This is a genomic window from Desulfovibrio sp. ZJ200 (assembly GCF_011039095.1).
In the GTDB taxonomy this organism is placed as follows: Bacteria; Desulfobacterota; Desulfovibrionia; order Desulfovibrionales; family Desulfovibrionaceae; genus Desulfovibrio.
This window is the reverse complement of sequence record NZ_JAAKEH010000003.1, coordinates 101,118-121,224: the sequence shown is the minus strand read 5'-3', so window position 1 is coordinate 121,224 and position 20,107 is coordinate 101,118. Positions and strand designations below refer to the sequence as shown.

Below are 20,107 nucleotides of genomic sequence, written 5' to 3'. Positions count from 1 at the left end.
TTTGAAAATGCTCTGCTGACGCGAAAGCGGCAGCCGCCGCAACGCGGCGTACATTCAGGCGAAAACCGCGTTTTTCGCCTGAATGCCACCTTTGACTTTCATAAAAAGTCAAAGGTAATCTGCTCTAATGAGGACTGACCCTAGCATTTGGGCTGGAGAAGACAAGGGGGCGGTTGCATTTGACGGCAAGCCGTGGCTTTTTCACATGCCCGGGCGGCTTTTGCCCGGGGCAGGCTGCGGCAGAGGGGCGAGCAGATATCCGGCAGGGCAGGCCTGAAATTTTTTCTTATATTCAAAGGTGTTACCACGAGTCCAGGAGAACTATTTCGTTGCCTTGTATTGACACGGCCGTATTCTTTTGACACTTTCCGGATGCGGAAAGCGCCCTCTGGGCTTAATAGGGAATCCCGTTCAATGCGGGAGCGGACCCGCCGCCGTAAGCCGAAAAACGCCTCTTTTCCTTGCGCGCCACTGGTAATGTACCGGGAAGGCCGAAAAGCTGGCCGGCAAGCCGGAAGACCTGCTTTCCACCATCGTTTTTCAGGATGGACCATCGGCAACGGGGCTTTTGCCGACGGGTCTCCCGGCGAGCATGCCTTCGCTTTCTCCGGGCATGCCTTCGCTTCCTCCTGACGCGCCGCGTTGGAGGACTGTTTTACGCAGGCCCCGCAGTGTCCGGAGCTTTTCATGCCTGCCGCAATCATCAAGCGGGACGGCACAGCCGTTCCCTTTGACTCCGTAAAGATTCTCAATGCCATAACCAAAGCCAATCAGGCCGTGGGCGGGGAGGATATGTCCCCCACGGATCTGCTGTTCGTCACGGAAAAAGTCTGCAAAAAGCTGGATGAGCTCGGGCTTAAGCACGTTGAGGAAATCCAGGACGTGGTTGAGGAAAGCCTGATCCGCTTTGACTACGCCAAAACGGCCAAGGCCTATATTCTCTATCGGGCCGAGCATACGAAGATCCGCAATGCGGAATCGTATCTCATGGATATTTACAAAAAGCTGACCTATTCCCCGGCCCGCGCGGAAGACATCAAGCGCGAAAACGCCAATATCGACGGCGACACGGCTATGGGCACCATGCTCAAATACGGCTCCGAGGGGTCCAAATTCTTCATCGACAACTATATTCTGCCCAAGGACGCCTCGGCCGCGCATTGCAACGGCGACATCCATATTCACGACAAAGATTTTTACATGCTCACTGAGACATGTTGCCAGATCGATCTGATTTCGCTGTTCAGGAACGGTTTTTCCACCGGGCACGGGCACTTGCGCGAGCCCAATTCCATTGAGAGCTGTTCGGCCCTGGCCTGCATCGCCATTCAGGCCAACCAGAATGAAATGCACGGCGGCCAGAGCGTGCCGCATTTTGACTATGCCATGGCCGGGGGCGTGCGCAAGACCTTCCGCAAGGAGTACGAGCGGGCGCTCAGCGCCTGGCTGCGGATCACGCTGGGCTTGAGCGCGGACGAAGCCGCGGCCCGAACCCGCGCCCTGCTCGCGGCCGCGGGCGGGCATCCGGGCATGGCCGACGTGGAGTCCTTTGGCCGCAAACTTGCGCAAAGCGCGCCGGACGACCTGCGGGAGCTTGTGCCCAAAGCGCACGCCTACGCGGCTGAGGAGGCCCTGCAAAATACGGATCGCCGGACCTATCAGGCCATGGAAGCCCTGATCCATAATCTGAACACCATGAATTCGCGGGCCGGGGCGCAGGTTCCGTTTTCTTCCATCAATTACGGCACCGATGTTTCCGCCGAGGGCCGCATGGTTATGAAAAACCTGCTTTTGGCCACGCAGGCGGGCCTGGGCAACGGCGAGACCTCCATTTTTCCGGTGCAGATTTTCAAGGTCAAGTCCGGCGTGAACTTCAACCCGGAAGATCCCAATTACGATCTCTTCAAGCTGGCCATGACCACGTCGGCCAGGCGGCTTTTTCCCAATTTCAGCTTTATCGACGCCCCGTTCAACCTCCAGTATTACAAGGAGGGCGATTATAATACGGAAGTGGCCTACATGGGCTGCCGCACGCGCGTGCTCGGCAACGTGCACGACCCAAGCCGCCAGGTCACCTGCGGGCGCGGCAATCTGAGTTTTACCTCCGTGAATCTGCCGCGCCTGGGCCTTGAGGCCAAAGGGGACATGGAGAAATTTTACGCGCTGCTGGATGAGACGATCTCGCTGGTCTTCCGCCAGCTCATGCACAGGCTCAAGATCCAGAGCGCCAAAAAAGTGCGCAATTATCCCTTCCTGATGGGCAACGGCATCTGGCTGGATTCGGACAAATTGGACTGGGACGACAGCGTCGGGGAAGTGCTCAAACACGGCACCCTGACCGTGGGCTTCATCGGCCTGGCCGAAACCCTCAAGGCGCTGATCGGCAAACACCACGGCGAAAGCGAGGAGGCGCAGAAACTGGGCCTGGAGATTATCGGCCACATGCGCCGGCGCACCGATGAAGAGGCGGCCAGAACCGGCCTCAATTTCTCGCTTATCGCCACCCCGGCCGAAAGCCTGAGCGGGCGCTTCGTGCCTCTGGATCGCGCCAAATACGGCAGCATCCCCGGCATTACGGATCGCGACTACTATACCAATTCTTTTCATGTGCCGGTGTATTACCCGATCCGGGCCTTTGAAAAGATCCGCCTGGAGGCTCCATACCACGCGCTGACCAACGCCGGCCATATTACCTATGTGGAACTTGACGGCGACACTTGCAAAAATCCCGAAGCCTTTGAAAGCATTATTCGTTATATGCACGATCAGAACGTGGGGTACGGTTCGATCAACCATCCCCTGGATCGCGATCCGGTGTGCGGCTATGTGGGCGTGATCAACGACCAATGCCCCCGCTGCGGCCGCCGGGAAGGCGAGGGCGTCAGCCTGGAGCTGCTCAAAACGCTCAGGAGGAAATATCCGCACATGCCCAGGTGGGAATAAGCCCGCCCGACGCGCCCGCAACGACGGCATGCGTCTTCCGCCGCGGCAACGGGTGCGGGCGAAAGCGGGCGGACGCGCCGCGGCATACGGCGCGGGCAGGCGGGAGTCGCGTTTGTGACGCGCTCCCTTTTCGGACTGCAACGTTTCAGTTTGTAAGGAGAACGGAATATGTTGATGCAATCGCGCTTGTTTGAGGAAGCGAAAGCCGACCGGAAAATGGTGGGCCAGGGGCTGGGCTTTGAACGCACGCGCCGGATTACCGGCTACCTTGTGGGCACGCTGGATCGCTTCAATAACGCCAAGCGCGCTGAAGAACGCGACCGGGTCAAGCATCTTTAGAGCGTTTTGCCAGAGCGTTTTGCCAGAGCGTTTTGCTCATGAAATCAGCTAAACGCTTTCGTGATCGCTGCGTCCGGCGGGCAGTATGAAGGCATATCCTCTTCAGAGAGAGAGGCCCGCGGCGCGCGGCGGGCAAAACCCGCTGCGCGCCGTCATGTTGCGGCTGAGCGGCATTGTGGAGGAGTCCATTGTGGACGGCCCGGGGCTGCGTTATGTGCTTTTTACCCAGGGCTGCCCGCATTGCTGCAAGGGCTGTCATAACCCGCAAACGCATCCCCTTGAGGGTGGCTTTTTGCGCTCCGCCGCGAGGATACTTGCGCAGTTCGCGGAAAATCCCCTGCTGGCGGGCATTACGTTTTCCGGCGGGGAGCCGTTCCTGCAGGCCGGCGCGCTCTGCGCCGTGGCCGAGGGAGTGCGGGCCCGGGGCAAGAATGTGCTGGTTTACACCGGCTTTACCTATGAGCAATTGCTGGCCAGGGTTGAAGACGAAGCCGGCGTGCGCCGTTTGCTGGAACTGACGGATATTTTGATCGACGGCCCCTATGTGGAGGCTCTGCGGGATTTGGAATTGCACTTCAGGGGCAGCGCCAATCAACGGATTTTAGACAGGGACGCGCGCCGGGCCTTGCGCGTGGGGCTGAGCAGCGGCACGCCGCAAGCCCATCTGTGAAGGCGGAGTCTTCTTCTTTCGTTCCTTGAGAGCAGAGTGCTTTTGAAACGCTCGCTCCGGCGCGTAACGACGCAAGGAAATTTCGCTGCGCCTCTCTCTGCCGTCGTCATCCGTACAGCGGCACAGCCGCCAACGGCTGACGCTCGCGGCGGGCAGGCTTCGCCCAGCCAGAGCGTTGAGCTGATTTCATGAGCAAAACGCTCTGGCTGGTTTCATGAGCAAAACGCATCTAGAGCATTTTCTCTTTGAAAATGCTCTGCTGACGCGAAAGCGGCAGCCGCCGCAACGCGGCGTACATTCAGGCGAAAACCGCGTTTTTCGCCTGAATGCCACCTTTGACTTTCATAAAAAGTCAAAGGTAATCTGCTCTAGTTCTTGAAGGGCGAAATGGCCCGCAGCGTTTTGATCACGCCCGGGAAGTTTTCAAGAACGTAAGCGACATCGTCCTCCGTGGTGTAGCGCGAGAGGGAAAGACGCACCGAGCCGTGCGCGTAGTTGAAGGGCACGCCCATGGCCCGCAGCACATGCGAGGGTTCAAGGCTGCCTGACGTGCAGGCCGAGCCGGAGCTGGCGCAGATGCCCAAACGGTCGAGCATCAGCAAAATGGCTTCGCCCTCCACATTTTTGAAGGCGATATTGCTGGTGTTGGGCAGCCGGTTTTCCACGTCGCCGTTGACCATGCAGTCGGGAATGCGCTCAAGCAGGCCCGCTTCCAGCTTGTCCCGCAGCAGGGCCACCTTGACGCGCTCTTCCTGCATAAAATCATGGGCCAGTTTTGCGGCCATGCCCAGGCCCACAATGTAGGGCACGTTCTCCGTGCCTGCCCGGCGGCCCCGCTCCTGATGCCCGCCGCGCAGGAAGGGCCGGAAGCGCATCCCCTTGCGCGCGTACAGCACGCCGATACCCTTGGGCGCATGGATTTTGTGCCCGGACAGAGAAAGCATATCAACCGGCAGGCGCCTGAGATCAATGGGCGTTTTGCCCACGGCCTGCACTGCGTCGGTATGAAAGAGCACCCCGCGTTCCCTGGCCATTTCCGCCATTTTCTGAATGGGATAGATGTTGCCGACTTCATTGTTGGCGAACATGATCGAAACCAGGGCCGTGTCTTCGCTGAGGGCCTCGGCATATTCGTCGAGATCCAGCCGGCCTTTGCCGTCCACGCCCAGGTACGTCACATGCCGGCCTTCGCGCTCCCAGTACTGCATCACATTGAGCACGGCCGGGTGTTCCACGCGGGTGGTGATCAAATGGTGTTTTTCCGGCTGCGTCTGTATGGCGGACCAGATGGCGGTGTTATCGCTTTCCGAGCCGCAGGAGGTAAAGATAATCTCATCCGGGCTTGCGCCCAGAAGCGCGGCCACCTGCTCGCGCGCCGTGTCCACGGCCTCGCCCACCTGCCCGCCAAAGCTGTGCATGCTGGAGGGGTTGCCGTACAATTGGCTCAGATAGGGCAGCATGGCCGAGAGCACTTCCGGGGCCACTGCCGCGGTGGCATTATTGTCAAGATAGATTGTCTTCATTGGTTCAGGCCTCCTGGACCACAATGTCGGGCTCCACATGTTCGCGCAGCAGGCGCTCAACCAGATTGCGGATGGTCACTTCGCTGGAGCGGCACTGGGAGCAGCGCCCGCGCAGGGAAACCGTGACCCGCTTGCCGTCCACGTCCACCAGCTCAATGTCCCCGCCGTCGGCCGCAAGCTGGGGCCGGATTTCCTCGTCAATGGTCTTGAGCACCTGTTGCATGCGTTGCACATTGGTCAGGCGCGGTTTGGGCTTCAGCTCGGCGAGCGGCTTCTGCTTGAGTTCCGCGGCGAGGATCTCGGATATTTCGTCCAGACATTCGCCGCATGCGCCGCCGGCCTTGGTGTAATTGGTGACCTCTTCCACGGTTTTCAGATTGTTTTCGCGGATGGCCCGGATGATCTGGGCATCCGTGACCCCGAAGCACTTGCAGACCAGCTTGCCTTCCTCATGGGCATGGGGCACCGGCGGCTCGCCCTTCCACTGGCGGATGGCCGCTTCCAGCGCCTCCTGGCCCATGACCGAGCAGTGCATCTTCTGCCTGGGCAGGCCGCCCAGAGCCTGGGCAATGTCCTTGTTGGTCAGCTTCAGGGCCTCGTCCACCGTCATGCCCTTGATCATGTCCGTGAGCACGGAGCTGGAGGCAATGGCGCTGGCGCAGCCGAAGGTTTCAAAGCCGGCGTTCTCAATGACGCCCTGCTCGTTGATTTTCAAATAGAGTTTCAGGGCGTCGCCGCAGGCAAGACTGCCGACTTCGCCCACGGCGTTGGCGTCGGCCAAAGGCCCGGCGTTGTGCGGGTGCAGGAAATGATCATGCACTGCTTCGCTATAATTCCACATAATTGCCTCCTGAAGCGGAGCGCTTCTCCGCTTCTATGATTTCCTGAAGGGTATGAGTATGTAAAAAAACACGGATATGGCTGTCCAATTCTTTCCAGAAACTTCGCGTGGAGCATTGCTTTTCACGCTGACAGCGCCGCCCTTTGCTCAGGCAGCGCACGGGCGATATCTCGCCTTCCAGATGCAGAAAGACGTCTTCCATGGTGATCTCGGCCGGGGATTTGGCCAGGGCGTAACCCCCGCCGGAGCCGCGAACCGCCCGCAAGATGCCCAGCGGTTTGAGAGCCCTGACGATTTGCTCCAGATATCCCGAAGAAATATTTTCCTCGCGGGCCACTTGTCCCAATTGCAGCAGACTGTCCGGCGGCTGCGCCGCCAGGCGCAGCAAAAAACGCAAACCATAGCGTGTCCTGGTGGAAAAGCGCATACCACACCTCGCGAACCGGCAAGGGGCGCCGGTCGGTTACTCCGTCCGCGCCTCGCGATCCCCGGCAATGGACGTGAGGCTGAAAGGGGTTTCCTGATAGACATAATAGTTGAGCCAATTGCTGTAAAATAAATGGGCATGCGCCCGCCAGGTCATCAGGGGCATGGTGTCGGGATTGTCGTCGCGGTAATAGTGTCTGGGCACCGGCGGGTTGAGCCCCTTGCCCATATCCCGCCGGTATTCCGCATCAAGCGTGCCGCGATCATATTCCAGATGGCCGGTCATGAAAACCTGGGTGTGATCCACGCTCTCCACAAGCGCCAGCCCGGCCTCGCCGGATTCCGCCAGAATGCGCAAGCGGGACTTTTTGAGCACGTCCTCGGCCCGGACTTCTGTATGGCGGGAGTGCGGGGCCAGAAATTCATCGTCAAAACCGCGGAATAAACGACATTCGGGAAAAAGCACCTCGTGGCAGAAAATGCCCGAAATTTTTGCGGGCAAAAGATATTTGGGCACGCCGTAAAAATAATACAGGGCAGCCTGCGCCGCCCAGCACAGATAGAGCGTCGAATAGACATGCCCGTCGGCATAGGCCATGATTTCCAGCAATTCCTGCCAGTAATCCACGTCTTCAAAGGGCAGATGCTCCACCGGCGCGCCAGTCACGATCATGCCGTCGAAACTGCGGTGGCGAATCTCGGAGAAGGTCTTGTAGAAGCGCTCCAGATGCCGCAACGGCGTATTTTTGGACTCATGCGCCGCCGTGCGCAGCAGGGTGATATTGACCTGCAACGGCGAATTGCCCAAAAGGCGCAGGAGCTGCGTCTCCGTGGCAATCTTGGTCGGCATGAGATTGACGATTGCAATCTCCAGCGGGCGGATGTCCTGCCGCACGGCACGATCTTCGGTCATCACAAAGATGTTTTCGCTTTCCAGCGCCGCGCGGGCGGGAAGATCAGCGGGAATTTTGATGGGCATGTGCTTTCCTTGCAAAGCATTGAGCGCTTGCGCGCGTGCTGTGTCGCAGCATCATGGCTGCATATTCCGGCCGCATCGGGCCTGATCCGGCTGCATGGGCATCGGCGGCAAAGCCCTGCATGATTTGCGGCAAGAGACTGTAAAAGTGTTCAGGCCTGCGACCGATAAAGTATGCTATACTTTTTTTACGGTAATAAAAACTTATCATTTTACTATGATTTGTCAAGTTGCGCCAAACCATGCCGAGGGTCCCGGATCGCGGGCATTGCCCGTTGCGGGCGGGCCAGGCCGCGCGACAGGCAGTGCCTAGTTAGCAAAACGCTCTAGTTGCACCACATGGCAATGCAGTGCCGCGGAAGAGCCGCAGCCTTCCAGAGCTTGCCGCGCCAGCCGCTCCAGGCCCTGGCAACAGGGCACGCTCATGCGCAGCACGCTCAGTTCCACGGGCCGGGCCACGCGCAGAATGGCGTTCAGTTTTTCCTGAAGTTCCTTGTTGTCGTCCAGCTTGGGGCAGGCGATCAACGGCACGCGGCCAGACAGCCAGTTCTGATGCAGACGGGGCAGGGCAAAACCCGCGCATTGGGCGGCCAGCAGCAGATGCGCGCCGACAAGAAAGGGAGCCTGCGGCGGCAGTAAACGTAGCTGAATGGGCCAGGCAGGCAGATCCGCGCGCAAATGGGGCTCGGCAGCGGCAGCGCCGGTCAGAGGGCGCAAGATGCGCGCCGCGCCGCCGGGGCAGCCGCCTGCAGGCAGCCCTGCCGCCGCTTGTCCTGCGGGGCCGCGCGCGGCTTCGCTTCGGGCCTTGGCGGCCAGGGCCGCGGCCTCGTCAAAAGGCGGAGCCTCACGCACTGTGAGCGTCAGCGCGCCCTGCGGGCAATTCAGGCAGGCACCCAGGCCGTCGCAATACACTTCGCTGATCAGGCGCGCCTTGCCCTCAATGACGGCCAGCGCGTTTTCGGCGCAGTCCAGCACGCACTGGCCGCAACCATTGCATTTTGCTTCGTCTATCTCAATAATCTGTCGTTTCATATCTCTCCTGAAAATTTTCCGTCTGAAAGAATTTCGTGCGCGCTGTCCCGCCCGCTGTCCCGCCCACCTTGGGCCGCGGCCTTTTCCCGCAAAGGGCAGGCGGCCAGTTCCGGCAACTGATCCGGCGTGTCCACCAGATAGCGCGCTCCGGCGGCGCGCACTTCCGCAAGCCCCCGAAAGCCCCAGGCCACGCCCACGGAAATCATGCCCGCGTTATGCGCTGTGAGAATATCCACATCACTGTCGCCCACATAGAAGCATTGGCCTGCTTCAAGCCCGAGTTCCGTCAGCATGGCCCGCGGCCCCGCCGGGTCGGGCTTGAGTGGCATGCCCGGGTGCGCTCCTCGCACCAGAGCAAAGGGAATCTCCGGAAAATAGCGCGGCATCAGCCCGGCAGTGAAATTGTCGGGCTTGTTGGAGAGCACGGCCAGCGTGAAACCGCGCCGGGCCAGCTCCTTGAGAGCTTCGGGCACGCCGGGATAGGGGCGGGTGCATCCGCACATATGCGAGCCGTAAAAGGCGCGGGCCTCGGCCGTCAAAGCCTCCAGGCGGTCGGGCGCAAGCGCCTCCCCAATGCCGGGGGGCAGAGCCCCGCGCACCAGGCGGCCAAAGCCGTTGCCCACAAGCCGCCGGTAGGCCGCGACGCTGTGCGCGGGATACTTGTGCGCGGCCAGCATTGCATTGCAGGCTGACGCAATATCCTCAAGTGTATCCAGCAGGGTGCCGTCCAAATCAAAGATAAAAGCCTTCATTGCAGCTCCAGTTAGAGCATTTTTTGATTGAAAATATTCATTTTCAATCACTTCGCTGCCATCATTTCGCGTCCAGGCTTCAGCCGTTGCGACGAAGGAAGCTACGGATGGAGACAGCAATGAGTTACCACAAAAAACATTCAACGAAACCGCTGTCGCCATCCGTAAGGCTCGCAGACTCGCCAACGGCTGGCGCAAGCAAGCAAAGCTTGCTAACGGCTACCGCAACGCGGTCTGGACGCTCATTCGGCGCGGACGCCAGCTAACGCTGTCGCCAGAGCGGTTTGGATAATTTCATTATCAAACCGCTCTAATCCGTGTGCGCCGAAATGTGTCAGCCCTGAGCCGTTGCGGCCGGCGTCTGGACAGGGCCGGGCGGCCTTGGTAAGCTCTCTGTATATTCGGCTGCGGCATAAGGCCCGCGCCGTTCCGCCCTGGAGGAAACAATGCCACGACATGTACTGACCATCAAGGATCTTGGCGAGGAGGCCTGCTGGCTGCTTGTGCAGCAGGCTATCGGCATCCCTGACGCCAAAGCCCGCAGCGACTTCATGACCGAGCGGGTGGCCATGCTGATTTTTACCCGGCGCTCCCTGGCCGAACGGCTCTGCGTCACGGCCGCGGTGCGCCAGATGGGCGGCTTTACGGTATACGAGGGCAAGCTCGGCACCTGGCATACCGAGATTCGCGATTATCAGCGGCAAATGATGACCGTTTTCGATTATTATCTGGACTGCATGTACATCTATGGCCTGCCGGTGGGCTCCTGGGACATGAAAAACGCCAATGTGGCCTTTCCGGTGATCAATGCGGGCAGTCCGGACGCGCATCCCGCGCACGCCCTGGCCGACATCGCCTGCATGTTGCGCGCTTCGCGCTATCTGAAAGGCGTTACGGCGGGCTGGCTGGGCTGCGACAACGGCACCCTGCACTCGTTGATCGAGGCCACGGTCTGGTTTCCCTTTGCCTTGCGCGTGGCTCTGCCGCCGCACCTGGACCCGACGCCCCTGAAAGAAAAGGCCCAACGGTTGCAAACCCCTGTGACTTTTGTGGAAACGCCTGAAGAGGCCGTGCGGGGCGTCGACTATATCTTTGCCGGTTGCCGAGGCAGCGTGAGCGAGGATGACAGCGGCCTCTGGCATCTTGACGGGGCACTTATGCGCAAGGCCAATCCTGACGCCCGCGTGCTCCTGAGCGCGGCGCCTGTGGAGGCCATTCCGGTGGATAAAGACATCCTCTCCAGCAAAGCCTCGTTTCTGGTGCGGCAGGCGGAGCATCGACTGCGCGTGCACAAGCGTATTCTGCATTGGGTCTTTATGGAAAATGAGCGTGAGATCTGAGTGTTCCCGGACTGGCGCTGCGGCGGACCTCTGAACGCAGAGTGCGCGTCCGGCGCATCCCATGCACTGTCGGGTTTGAGCGTGGGCCCGCCAGGTCGGATGCGCCTGGGGCATGGCGGAAAACAGCGTGTCGATGGGGAGTCGCTCCCATATCCATGCCGAAAGGCGGCTTTCAAGGCGGCACGCCCCTACTCCGCAAGGATTTCATATTCTTCCAGCTTGTCCCAGATCGCGCTGATCACCAGGGCCATGACCGCGGCCAGGCGGGCCTGAGTCCGGGCGTCAAGCGAGGCTGAGCCGTGGGTCAGACGTTCAGAGAACAGGGCCGGGCAACGGGCCTGCTGCTCCTGGGCAAACAAGGACATATACCCGGCAAAAGGGCCGTCCACAAAGGCGTCCCGCGCGGCCTGGGAATCGGCCAAAAGCGCGGCCTCGCCGGGTTCCGCCGCGGCGCGCAGCAGGCTGCCGGTTTCTTTCAAATAGCCCGCCAGCACGCTGTTGGGCGCATGCTGCATGAGCCCGGCGGCCACGGTCGCGTGCACAAAGGCGCGCCACTCCTGGCAGAAGCGCGCCCGCGCAGTGCCGCTCCAATAGAGAGGGGGCATCCCGGCATTTTCGGCCAGGCGCAGAATGTCCACGGTTTTGCTGTTAAGCTGGAAGAGAATGCAGGCCGCTTCAATGCCCTGAGCCGCGTTGAGCTGTTTTTTGGACATCAGGCCTCCGCGCGGCCGCGCATGCTTTGGCGCGCTTCGGCGTGCGCGCCGGTTTTGTCTGTCTGCCGGGCAGCGCGGTAGGCGGCATATCCGGCGGCCCGCAGGCGGCAGGCGGGGCAGACCCCGCAGCCGTAGCCCCAGTCATGGCGCTTGCCGCGCTCGCCCTCATAGCAGGTATGGCTTTCCTCAAGGATCACCTCCACCAGCGCCGCGCCGCCCAGTTCTTCGGCCAGTTCCCAGGCATTGCATTTGCTGCGCCACATCAGCGGCGTGTGCAGGACGAAATCCGTAGCCATGCCCAGGTTCAGAGCCGCCTGCATGGCCTTGATGCTGTCATCGCGGCAATCCGGATAGCCGGAGGAATCACTCTGGCAGACGCCGAGCACGAGATGGCGGATATGCCTGGCATAGGCCCAGGCCGCGGCATGCAGGATGAAGAGCAGATTGCGGCCCGGCACAAAGGTATTGGGCAGGCCGTCCGGCCCGTTGTCGGCAATGGGCGCGGAGGAGGTCAGGGCCGTGTCTGCCAGTTGGCGAAAAATATCCAGATCCAGTACCGCATCCGGCCCCAGCCGTTGCGCCCAGAGCGGAGTGCGGGCTGCCAGGGCCGCGCGGAGGCGCGCGCGGCAGGCCAGCTCCACGGAATGGCGTTGGCCGTAGTCAAAGCCCAGGGTGAGCACGCGCTGAAAACGGCTCAGAGCCCAGGCCAGGCAAGTGGCGGAGTCCTGGCCGCCGGAAAAGATGACCAGGGCCTGCTCGCGCTGTAAAGGGGTGGGGGCGTTCATGGTTGCGCGGGCCAGAACGGACAGACCCGGGCCGGAGCGTAGCCCGCAAGAAAAGCGTCCATCAGGGTGCCGAAATAAATCCGGTTGCGGGGCTTGATGTGCTCGGCCTCCGGGCAGGCGGCCGGGAAGAAGCGCAGGGACGTGCGGTTGCCGGTGTAATTCTCGCGCGCCAGGGGCAGGGAGAGCAACCGCGCCCACAGGCCCCGCCGCCCGCTGACGGCCTGCTCTTGCAGGCCGCGCAGGCGTTCCTGAAACTGCGGGCTTTGATCCTGGTGGGGATAGTAAAAGGCCGCGCCCCGGCTGAGCATCAGATCGCTGAGAGATTGGCCGTCCTCCAGGCGCACATCGGCCACAATCCGGCCGTGACGGTCCCGGCTGTTGATCCCTGCCGCAAACAGGCGCACTTTCCGGCCTTTGGCCAGGCGAGTGAGCTCCTCGCGTGACTGCCGGGCGTAGTACTGGGCTTTTTCTCCGTCATGCGCCAATTCCGGCGCGTCAATGCCCGCCAGCCGCACAATGCGCCGATCCGCAAGCATGAGCGTGTCGCCGTCAAAACAGCGGGCCACCACGCCTGCCGGCTGGGGCAGGGGAATCTCCTGCCCCAGTGCCGTCAGGGGCAAAAGCAGGCAGCAGAGTACGAGAAAAAGAGCTGCTTGCAAGCGCGGAAGGTTGTTGCGCGATATTGACATCTCCACTTCCGTCACACTGTTATGTGAAAGATACCCTGGTCTGCTTTGGCGACGCCCGCTAGTTCTCGTAATAGGAGCGCAAGGGCTGGCTGCGCACCGGATGGCGGAGTTTGCGCAGGGCCTTGGCCTCAATCTGGCGGATGCGCTCGCGCGTCACATTGAAGAGCTTGCCCACTTCCTCAAGGGTGTGATCGCTCTTTTCCGCAATGCCGAAGCGCTTGCGCAAGACCTGCTCCTCGCGCGGGGTCAGATCCGCGAGCACGGCTGCCAACTGTTCGGAAAGCTTGGTGTTGATCACTTCCTCGGCCGGGGCCACGGCCTTTTTATCCTCAATGAAATCGCCCAGGCTGGAGTCTTCCTCGTCGCCGATGGGCGTTTCCAGAGAAATGGGCTCCTTGGCGATCTTGAGCACCTTCTTGACTTTTTCCACCGGATATTCCATGCGCTCGGCAATTTCCTCGGGCGTGGGATCGCGGCCCAGTTCCTGCACCAGGTAACGCGAGGTGCGGATCAGCTTGTTGATGGTCTCGATCATGTGCACCGGGATGCGAATGGTCCGGGCCTGATCCGCAATGGCCCGGGTAATGGCCTGGCGAATCCACCAGGTGGCGTAGGTGGAAAACTTGTAACCGCGCTGGTACTCGAATTTGTCCACGGCCTTCATCAGGCCGATATTGCCCTCCTGGATCAGATCCAGAAATTGCAGGCCGCGATTGGTGTATTTTTTGGCAATGGAGACCACCAGGCGCAGATTGGAGCGGATCAGCTCCTGCTTGGCGCGCATGGCCGCGGTATTGCCGCGCTTGATCCGCCAGAGCACCTCCTCCAGATCCCCGACGTTGTGGCAGCATTTTTCCTGGAGGCGCTTGAGAATTTCAATCTTGCCGATGATCATTTCCTTGAAGGAAAAGAGCTCGTCCACGCTGAGCTTCAGCTCGCGGGCCGCAGTGTTGGGGTTGATCTCCCGCTTTTCCAGACCGTCGAACATGGCCTGGATTTCCCCCTGCGTGCGGCCGGTGGAGAGAATATAGGCCGAGAGATCGCGCTGGCAGTTGTGCATCTGGCGCACATAATCCTCTACCGTCTCAATGATCCGGTCAATGAGGGTTTTTTCCAGCTTGATGTCGCGCAGGCGGGTGACAATTTCTTCCTTGAAGCTGATAATTTCCTTCTGGATGGCCGCGACCCGGCGCTCCAGGGTGCAGCAGTCATCCAGCTTCTTGTAGATCTTGCGTTTTTTCTTGAAAACCTGCTTGATTTCATCCAGAAGCAGAATAACCCGCGAACGCTGGTTCATTTCATCTTCGCTGGGGTCGTCCTCCTCAATGGTTTTGACCACATCCTTGAGTTTGATGCGGTTCTGGCGCAGATCTTCGCCCACATTGATCAGTTCTTCCACTGCCACGGGCACTTCCACCAGAGCGTAGAGCACGTCCTGTTCGCCCATTTCGATCTTTTTGGCAATGACCACTTCGCCGTCGCGATCCAGCAAGGGCACTGCGCCCATTTCGCGCAGATACATGCGCACCGGGTCAGTGCTGCGGGACGAGTAATCGGCTGATTCCTCGTCCTCGGCCAGATCCAGCGCGCTTTCGCTTACGTCGTCGTCGCTTTCGGCGGCAGTGGCGGAAATTTTCTTCCCGTCTTTCTCCGAATCCACTATAACGATTTCCAGCTGTTCAAAGATGCCGATGATCTCTTCAAATTGCTCGGGCGTGCTCATTTCCACGGGCAGAGCTTTGTTGACCTCTTCAAAGGTCAAAAAGCCCGTGCCCTTGCCTTTTGCAATGAGCGATTGAATTTGCTGGATGTCTTTTAGATTACTCATGCCCTTTCTCCAAGGTTTCCTGCAGTGCGCGAAGATAATCCAAATCAGCTTCAAAGTCACCTGTGCCGGTGTTTTGACGTAACGCTGCGGAAACAGACGATTTTTGTGCCGAGACATAGTAGGCGTCCAGGTCCCGGCGCAGAAATTCCAACTCCTTGTCGCCGTTGTCCCGCGGCGCTGCCTCAGGGCCGCGGCAAAACGACCAGAAATTTTTTTCCCGTTGATCCAGGTGATAGGGGGCTTCTTCGCCCATCTCCTCGATTTTGTCCCAGAGCTGCCGGGCAATGGCCGACTGCAAGGCCAGATCCGCGCCCAGGGCGCGCAGATCGGCGAGACGTTCCGGATAGCGCACCGCATACATCATGATCTGACGGTCGCGCATGTTCTGGCGGGCCAGGCCCGGCCTGGGCGCAAATCCTCTGCGCCCCCGTTCCGCCGGGGGAAAGAGGCCGCGACGCAGCTCCGCCTCTGAAATCTGCAACTCCCCGGCCAGGCGCGAGGCACAGGAGTTCACCAGCTCGGGCAGTTCAATCCGGCGCAGAAAATTGCGCGCCCACTCCACGGTTTCCCGCGGGGCCAGGGCCTTGAGCACGTCCACGCAAAAGCGCAGGCCGTCAGGCGCTTTGGCCTGCAAGGCCTCAAAGGCCTCCGTGCCTGCGGTGCGCAGCAGGCTGTCAATGTCTTCCCCTTCGGGCAGCAGCACCACAGAGCAGGCCAGGCCGCGCGCAAGCAGCATTTCGCAGGAGCGCAGGGCGGCCTTGCGCCCGGCCCGGTCCCCGTCGAAGAGCAGGACGAGCTGCGAGGCAAAACCCGAAAGGCGTTTGATCTGATCCGGGGTAAGGGCCGTGCCCAGCACGCCCACGGCATTGTCATAGCCGAACTGGTGCAGGGTGAGCACGTCCATATAGCCTTCGGTCAGAAGGACGCGGCCCGAAGTGGTGATGCCCCGCCGGGCCTGGGCCAGCCCGTAAAGATGCTCGCCCTTTTTGTAAAGGGGCGTGTCCGCGCTGTTGATGTACTTGGCCTCGTCCTCCCCGGCGATGATCCTGCCCCCGAAAGCAATGATCTGGTTGGACAGGCTCTTGATGGGAAAGATCAGCCGCCCCCGGAAGCGGTCATAGGCCCGGCCGTTGCCCGACAGGCCGAGCAGGCCGGCTTCCACGGCCAGCCGGCTTGCAAAACCGGCGCGGCGCAGGGCGTCGGCTAACGATTGCCACTCGCGCCGCGCCCAGCCAAGGCCGAAACGCTGCACAATTTCCTCGCTCAACCCGCGCTTTTCGATGTAGGCGCGGCATTCGGCGGCCTCGGGACAGGCGAGAGCCGCGCTGAAATGGCCTGCGGCCAGCTCGTACATGCGCAGCATCTGCTGCCGGGCCGAGCGGCGTTGCCGCTCCTCGCCCTGCCGGGCCGGATCGCTGTCTCCGCGCTCAATGCTGATTCCGGCCTCGGCAGCCAGTTGCTCCAGACATTCTTTGAAGTCCAGGCCGTTGATCCGGCCGTAAAAATCAAAAATGTCGCCTGAGGCGTGGCAGCCGAAACAATAAAACAGGCCCTGATCCTCGTTGACCGAAAAGGAGGGTTTGGTTTCCTGATGAAAGGGGCAGGGCGCCACCCAGCGCGGGCCGTTGCGCTTGAGATCCACATAGCGGCGCACCATGTCCACGATGTTCAGGCGCTCTTTGATGGCGCGGATGGCGTCCCTGGATTGCATGCGGCTCTGTGCTCCGATCCGGCGTTGCTGCGGAAAAGCCGTAACGCGACATGGTGAACTACACGCTTGCCGAAGGCCGTCTCCGCATGGGGAAGCCCCGGCCTTGTTGCCGACCGGCGTTTGCGCGCTGCGTCTGGCCGCAACGACAAGCGTCAACGAAAAGTGACGATGGTCATGCCGTCGCCGCCCCGATCTTCAGGCGCCACGGCAAAACGCTCCACTGCCGGAAAGGCGCGCAAAAACTCGTGGAGTTCGCGACGCAACGCGCCGGTGCCGCGCCCGTGAACGATTTCCACTTCGGAAAAACCGGCCAGAAGGGCCTTGTCCAGAAAGCGTTCCGCTTCGGCCAGGGCCTGATCCGCGCGCATGCCGCGCACATCCAGACGCAAGGAGGCGGCTTCGCCGCTGTCCTTGCGCAGGGCCGCGCGCGGGCCGGGCACAACAGCCGCGCTGGTCTTGCCCGCGCCCTGGCGCAAATCCTTCATTTCAGCCCACAGGCTGACGCCGTTCATGTCCAGGCGCACCCGCTTGCGGCGCGCGTCCACATCCGTGATCACGCCGCGCTTGTTGAAAACGCTGTGCAGCACGCTCTGTCCCGGCGCAAAATGTTGCGGCAGGGGTAAAACGGACTGCGCATCAGCGTCGCTCGCCGGGGCCAGGGAGGCGCGCAGGCGCGACATTTCTTTCAGGGCCTGCTTGTGCGTGGCGCGGCCCTCCTTCCAGGCGCGCATCAGCTCGGCGGCCTTGCCGCGCACTTCTTCGTAGAGGCGTCCGCGTTCCTTTTCCAGGCGTTCGCGCGTCTCCTGCGTGGCGCGGCGGGCTTTTTCCTGCTCAGCGCGCAAGGCGGCCAGCTCTTCCTCGCGCCGGGCCGCCAGATCGTTGAGGCGGCCCAGAAGCGCGCTGGCGTCCTGGCCGTCCTGCAACAAATAATGCTCGGCTCTGCGCAAAATGGCTTCCGGCAGGCCGTGCTCCCGCGCCACGTCCAGGGCCTGGCTGGCTCCGACCTGATCATAGGCCATCTTGAAAAGCGGCTTTTTGCTGCGCGGATCAAACAGCATGGACGCGGCCCGCGCGCCGTCGCGGGTCAGGGCGTACGTCTTGAGCGCCGGGAAGTGGGTTGCCGCCAGCACAAAGGTATGTTTCTCCAGCAGTTCATCAAGAACCGCCTGGGCCAGAGCCGCGCCCTGGGCCGGGTCCGTGCCCGCGCCGAACTCATCCAGCAGCACAAGGGCCTGGCCGTCCAGATGCTTCCAGGCCTTGGCCAGATGGTCGATCTGGGCTGTGAAGGTGGAAACATTGTCCGCAAGGCTCTGCTCGTCGCCGATAAAAGCATCCATGCGGCTGAACCAGGGCAGATGCGAGCCCTTGCCCACGGGCACGGGCAGGCCGCTGAGGGCCATGGCCGCCGTCAGGCCCAGGGTTTTCAGGCAGACTGTCTTGCCGCCGGCATTGCCGCCGGTGATCACCAGGGCGCGCTCGCCGGGGCGCAGCAGAATGTCCAGGGGCCGCACCGCGCCGTCCGCGTTCCTCGCAGGGGCCGCGCCGCCGGGCGCGGCCGCGCGGGCCAGGGCAAGCAGGGGGTGGCGGGCCGCATGCAGGCTGATGCCTTCTTCCACCGGGGAAAGCGTCAGGCAGCGACCGTCAAAAAGGGCGGCCAGGCGCCGTTTGGCCTGCAAAACGTCCAGGCGGGCCAGGAGCTCCAGGGCAGCCTGAGCGCCGGGCAGCTCTGCCGCAAGCAGCTCGCGCAGATAGGCGAGCACTTTCTGCTCTTCCTCGCGCTCTTCATGCTTGAGCTCCTGGAGGCGGTTGTTGATCGCCACCAGAAACATGGGCTCAAAATAACAGGTCTCGCCGGTCTGGGACCAGTCATGGATGATGCCCTGCATACGGCCCTTGAAATTGGCCTTCAGCGGCAGAACATAGCGATCCGAGGAAAGCGTCATGAATTCGTCCTGCAAATACGGCAGCATATTGTATTGCAGGGCAAAATCCCTGACCTTGCGAATGCAGCTCTGGTGCAAACGCCGCAACTCGCCGCGCAGGCGATACAGTTCCGGCGAGCTTTCGTCCTTGAGCAGGCCATCGTCGGAGATGCAGCGGAGCAGCGCGGCCGTGAGCTGCGCGGGCAGAGGCGCCGCTTCGGCCAGCGTCAGAAGGTGCGGCCAGAGCTGCGGCGCGTCGGGCGTGGCAATGGCCGCATGAGCGGCCTTTGCCTGGCGGAGCATTTCGCGCAGCGCCCAGAAGGCGTCGGTATCCGGCAGGATTTCACGGCCCGGCGTCGATGCGCGCAAAAGGCTGCCCACGTCCGGAAAAGCGGCAAGATTGAAAGCCGCGCTCTCGCCGGACCGGGGCTGCGCGGCCCAGACGGCCGCTTCCTCATAGAGCCGGACGGCCAGGGTCACGGCCTCGCTGTCCGGCAGCGGCAAAAGCGCAAGGGCGCGTTCGCGCCCTGCGCAGGAACAGCAGAGAGCGGCGAGCTGCTCGATGATCTTGCCGAATTCGAGGGCTTGAAGCGTTCGCGCGTGTATCATTGTTACCTTATAAGACGTAAGCGGGCAGAAGCAAGATGGCTGGGGTCTTTCCCCTTGCGTCCCGTGGTGGTCCGGATTGCGCGGCAAGAGAGCATTTTCCGGCGCGATCCTTCCCGCAAATGCGTGCAACTCGCGGGTTGCAGGCGCGGGGAAATTGTTCCCGCGCGGTCGTGTTCGAGCCGCGGCGGCAGAGAGCGGAGAATTTTAAGCGAGCCGCTTTTTCACCGCTTCGGAGAGGATTTTGCCATCTATCCGGCCCTTGTAAGCAGCCATGATCGCGGAGATCACCCGGCCCATGTCCCTGGGAGCGGCGGCCTGGAGATCGGCGATGGTTGTCTCGATGATTTCCGCCAATTCCTCGCGGCTGAGGGGCCTGGGGAGGTATTCCTGCAAAATTTTCAGCTCCGCGGCTTCCTTGTCGGCCAGATCTGCCCGCTTGGCGGTCGTATACTGCTCGATGGAATCCTGCCGCTGCTTGCTTTCCCTGATGATCACGTCCAGCATTTCCGCGTCGGAAAGCTCGCCGCCCGGGCGCTTGAACTCCACAAGGCGATTTTTGGCCGCTGTTTTCAGCAGCCGCAGCACCGCAAGACGCACGCTGTCTTTAGCCTTGTACGCCTGGATATAGTCTTTTTCAATTTGTTCGGATAGGCTCATGGCAATCGGGGGGGTGAAAGTATGAAGAAAAGCGGAAAATGCGGGAAACCCGTCCGGGCTTCCCGCATGATCACTCCAGGGAGACGAATGCGCGGGGCGTCAAGCGCGATTTTCACGGGCAAAGCCGCACCATGCCTGTCGCTTTGGCGTGAGCCACGCAAAAAAGCGTTTTTCTGCCTTGCCCAGCCGACCGCCGTGGGCGGCGCGCAACCTGTTGCAAGGTTGCGCCCGGTTTCGCGCGCTGCTCCGCCGGGGATTGGTTTTTTAGTGCTTTTTTTGCCTTCCCGCTTCGCCCAAGCGCGTTTTTTGTTCCGAACGCGCGCCAGCAGGGGCGCATTCTTTCCGCACAGT

The 20,107-nt window shown here is 61.3% G+C and carries 19 protein-coding genes and 1 riboswitch; of the genes, 5 read left to right on the top strand and 14 right to left on the bottom strand.

The genetic code is table 11. The annotated features are described in order from the left end of the window. Nucleotides 1-362 precede the first annotated feature (362 nt). Nucleotides 363-543, top strand: a riboswitch (cobalamin riboswitch). A 144-nt stretch (nt 544-687) separates the two neighbouring features. The 4 genes from G7Y52_RS01940 to G7Y52_RS01925 all read left to right on the top strand — a co-directional run bounded on the left by G7Y52_RS01940 (nt 688) and on the right by G7Y52_RS01925 (nt 4,331). Beyond that, nucleotides 688-2,943: an anaerobic ribonucleoside triphosphate reductase gene (locus G7Y52_RS01940; RefSeq protein ID WP_165065214.1), complete on the top strand. Its 2,256-nt coding sequence runs from the start codon at nt 688-690 to the stop codon at nt 2,941-2,943. Between the two features lie 168 nt (nt 2,944-3,111). Next, nucleotides 3,112-3,282, top strand: a complete 171-nt coding sequence (nrdD, locus tag G7Y52_RS01935) for an anaerobic ribonucleoside-triphosphate reductase (RefSeq protein ID WP_165065212.1) — start codon at nt 3,112-3,114, stop codon at nt 3,280-3,282. Between the two features lie 154 nt (nt 3,283-3,436). After that, nucleotides 3,437-3,952, top strand: a complete 516-nt coding sequence (gene nrdG / locus G7Y52_RS01930; protein ID WP_206215167.1) for an anaerobic ribonucleoside-triphosphate reductase activating protein — start codon at nt 3,437-3,439, stop codon at nt 3,950-3,952. Between the two features lie 214 nt (nt 3,953-4,166). Next, a complete protein-coding gene (locus G7Y52_RS01925; RefSeq protein WP_165065206.1) occupies nt 4,167-4,331 on the top strand; it encodes a hypothetical protein in 165 nt (54 codons plus the stop codon). Here the strand turns inward: G7Y52_RS01925 and nifS are convergent. The 7 genes from nifS to G7Y52_RS01895 all read right to left on the bottom strand — a co-directional run bounded on the left by nifS (nt 4,321) and on the right by G7Y52_RS01895 (nt 9,502). Continuing rightward, the gene (nifS, locus tag G7Y52_RS01920) at nt 4,321-5,475 is read right to left on the bottom strand and encodes a cysteine desulfurase NifS (protein ID WP_165065203.1); all 1,155 of its coding nucleotides are present in this window, start codon (nt 5,473-5,475) and stop codon (nt 4,321-4,323) included. The genes G7Y52_RS01925 and nifS overlap by 11 nt on opposite strands. A gap of 4 nt (nt 5,476-5,479) precedes the next feature. Beyond that, a complete protein-coding gene (nifU, locus tag G7Y52_RS01915; RefSeq protein WP_165065200.1) occupies nt 5,480-6,316 on the bottom strand; it encodes a Fe-S cluster assembly protein NifU in 837 nt (278 codons plus the stop codon). After that, nucleotides 6,303-6,743 (bottom strand): Rrf2 family transcriptional regulator, encoded by a 441-nt coding sequence (locus G7Y52_RS01910; protein ID WP_165065197.1) that lies wholly within the window; start codon nt 6,741-6,743, stop codon nt 6,303-6,305. Before G7Y52_RS01910 ends, nifU begins: the two co-directional genes overlap by 14 nt. A gap of 36 nt (nt 6,744-6,779) precedes the next feature. Beyond that, entirely contained in the window at nt 6,780-7,721 is a 942-nt protein-coding gene (gene metA / locus G7Y52_RS01905; protein WP_165065194.1) for a homoserine O-succinyltransferase, read from the bottom strand. Continuing rightward, complete coding sequence (locus tag G7Y52_RS14835; RefSeq protein ID WP_206215166.1) at nt 7,699-7,929, bottom strand: hypothetical protein; 231 nt, start codon at nt 7,927-7,929, stop codon at nt 7,699-7,701. Before G7Y52_RS14835 ends, metA begins: the two co-directional genes overlap by 23 nt. A gap of 98 nt (nt 7,930-8,027) precedes the next feature. Beyond that, complete coding sequence (locus G7Y52_RS01900) at nt 8,028-8,750, bottom strand: ferredoxin (RefSeq protein WP_165065191.1); 723 nt, start codon at nt 8,748-8,750, stop codon at nt 8,028-8,030. After that, complete coding sequence (locus tag G7Y52_RS01895) at nt 8,747-9,502, bottom strand: HAD hydrolase-like protein (protein WP_165065188.1); 756 nt, start codon at nt 9,500-9,502, stop codon at nt 8,747-8,749. Before G7Y52_RS01895 ends, G7Y52_RS01900 begins: the two co-directional genes overlap by 4 nt. A gap of 446 nt (nt 9,503-9,948) precedes the next feature. On the opposite strand from G7Y52_RS01895, the gene G7Y52_RS01890 reads away from it, so the two are divergent. Beyond that, nucleotides 9,949-10,842 (top strand): ornithine carbamoyltransferase, encoded by an 894-nt coding sequence (locus G7Y52_RS01890; RefSeq protein WP_165065185.1) that lies wholly within the window; start codon nt 9,949-9,951, stop codon nt 10,840-10,842. 188 nt (nt 10,843-11,030) lie between these two features. Here the strand turns inward: G7Y52_RS01890 and G7Y52_RS01885 are convergent, their stop codons facing one another. The 7 genes from G7Y52_RS01885 to G7Y52_RS01855 all read right to left on the bottom strand — a co-directional run bounded on the left by G7Y52_RS01885 (nt 11,031) and on the right by G7Y52_RS01855 (nt 19,756). After that, entirely contained in the window at nt 11,031-11,555 is a 525-nt protein-coding gene (locus G7Y52_RS01885; protein ID WP_165065182.1) for a serine/threonine protein kinase, read from the bottom strand. Further along, the gene (gene queC / locus G7Y52_RS01880; RefSeq protein WP_165065179.1) at nt 11,555-12,340 is read right to left on the bottom strand and encodes a 7-cyano-7-deazaguanine synthase QueC; all 786 of its coding nucleotides are present in this window, start codon (nt 12,338-12,340) and stop codon (nt 11,555-11,557) included. The genes G7Y52_RS01885 and queC overlap by 1 nt, the downstream gene beginning before the upstream one ends. Beyond that, nucleotides 12,337-13,029, bottom strand: a complete 693-nt coding sequence (locus tag G7Y52_RS01875) for a thermonuclease family protein (RefSeq protein ID WP_165065177.1) — start codon at nt 13,027-13,029, stop codon at nt 12,337-12,339. Before G7Y52_RS01875 ends, queC begins: the two co-directional genes overlap by 4 nt. A gap of 58 nt (nt 13,030-13,087) precedes the next feature. Next, nucleotides 13,088-14,857, bottom strand: a complete 1,770-nt coding sequence (gene rpoD, locus G7Y52_RS01870; RefSeq protein WP_165065174.1) for an RNA polymerase sigma factor RpoD — start codon at nt 14,855-14,857, stop codon at nt 13,088-13,090. Then, nucleotides 14,850-16,568 (bottom strand): DNA primase, encoded by a 1,719-nt coding sequence (gene dnaG, locus G7Y52_RS01865; RefSeq protein ID WP_165065171.1) that lies wholly within the window; start codon nt 16,566-16,568, stop codon nt 14,850-14,852. The genes rpoD and dnaG overlap by 8 nt, the downstream gene beginning before the upstream one ends. Nucleotides 16,569-16,720: 152 nt before the next feature. Next, a complete protein-coding gene (locus G7Y52_RS01860; RefSeq protein WP_206215165.1) occupies nt 16,721-19,099 on the bottom strand; it encodes a Smr/MutS family protein in 2,379 nt (792 codons plus the stop codon). Nucleotides 19,100-19,303: 204 nt separating this feature from the next. Beyond that, nucleotides 19,304-19,756: a GatB/YqeY domain-containing protein gene (locus tag G7Y52_RS01855; protein WP_165065168.1), complete on the bottom strand. Its 453-nt coding sequence runs from the start codon at nt 19,754-19,756 to the stop codon at nt 19,304-19,306. Nucleotides 19,757-20,107: the final 351 nt, after the last annotated feature.

Bases quoted from the DNA above. Each gene is read 5' to 3' on its own strand.
- G7Y52_RS01940 (WP_165065214.1), top strand. From the start codon at position 688: ATGCCTGCCGCAATCATCAAGCGGGACGGCACAGCCGTTCCCTTTGAC.
- G7Y52_RS01860 (WP_206215165.1), bottom strand. From the start codon at position 19,099: ATGATACACGCGCGAACGCTTCAAGCCCTCGAATTCGGCAAGATCATC.
- G7Y52_RS14835 (WP_206215166.1), bottom strand. From the start codon at position 7,929: ATGATAAGTTTTTATTACCGTAAAAAAAGTATAGCATACTTTATCGGT.
- G7Y52_RS01875 (WP_165065177.1), bottom strand. From the start codon at position 13,029: ATGTCAATATCGCGCAACAACCTTCCGCGCTTGCAAGCAGCTCTTTTT.
- rpoD (WP_165065174.1), bottom strand. From the start codon at position 14,857: ATGAGTAATCTAAAAGACATCCAGCAAATTCAATCGCTCATTGCAAAA.
- G7Y52_RS01900 (WP_165065191.1), bottom strand. From the start codon at position 8,750: ATGAAACGACAGATTATTGAGATAGACGAAGCAAAATGCAATGGTTGC.
- G7Y52_RS01855 (WP_165065168.1), bottom strand. From the start codon at position 19,756: ATGAGCCTATCCGAACAAATTGAAAAAGACTATATCCAGGCGTACAAG.
- nifS (WP_165065203.1), bottom strand. From the start codon at position 5,475: ATGAAGACAATCTATCTTGACAATAATGCCACCGCGGCAGTGGCCCCG.
- G7Y52_RS01895 (WP_165065188.1), bottom strand. From the start codon at position 9,502: ATGAAGGCTTTTATCTTTGATTTGGACGGCACCCTGCTGGATACACTT.
- metA (WP_165065194.1), bottom strand. From the start codon at position 7,721: ATGCCCATCAAAATTCCCGCTGATCTTCCCGCCCGCGCGGCGCTGGAA.
- G7Y52_RS01885 (WP_165065182.1), bottom strand. From the start codon at position 11,555: ATGTCCAAAAAACAGCTCAACGCGGCTCAGGGCATTGAAGCGGCCTGC.
- nrdG (WP_206215167.1), top strand. From the start codon at position 3,437: ATGTTGCGGCTGAGCGGCATTGTGGAGGAGTCCATTGTGGACGGCCCG.
- dnaG (WP_165065171.1), bottom strand. From the start codon at position 16,568: ATGCAATCCAGGGACGCCATCCGCGCCATCAAAGAGCGCCTGAACATC.
- G7Y52_RS01925 (WP_165065206.1), top strand. From the start codon at position 4,167: ATGAGCAAAACGCATCTAGAGCATTTTCTCTTTGAAAATGCTCTGCTG.
- G7Y52_RS01890 (WP_165065185.1), top strand. From the start codon at position 9,949: ATGCCACGACATGTACTGACCATCAAGGATCTTGGCGAGGAGGCCTGC.
- queC (WP_165065179.1), bottom strand. From the start codon at position 12,340: ATGAACGCCCCCACCCCTTTACAGCGCGAGCAGGCCCTGGTCATCTTT.
- nifU (WP_165065200.1), bottom strand. From the start codon at position 6,316: ATGTGGAATTATAGCGAAGCAGTGCATGATCATTTCCTGCACCCGCAC.
- G7Y52_RS01910 (WP_165065197.1), bottom strand. From the start codon at position 6,743: ATGCGCTTTTCCACCAGGACACGCTATGGTTTGCGTTTTTTGCTGCGC.
- nrdD (WP_165065212.1), top strand. From the start codon at position 3,112: ATGTTGATGCAATCGCGCTTGTTTGAGGAAGCGAAAGCCGACCGGAAA.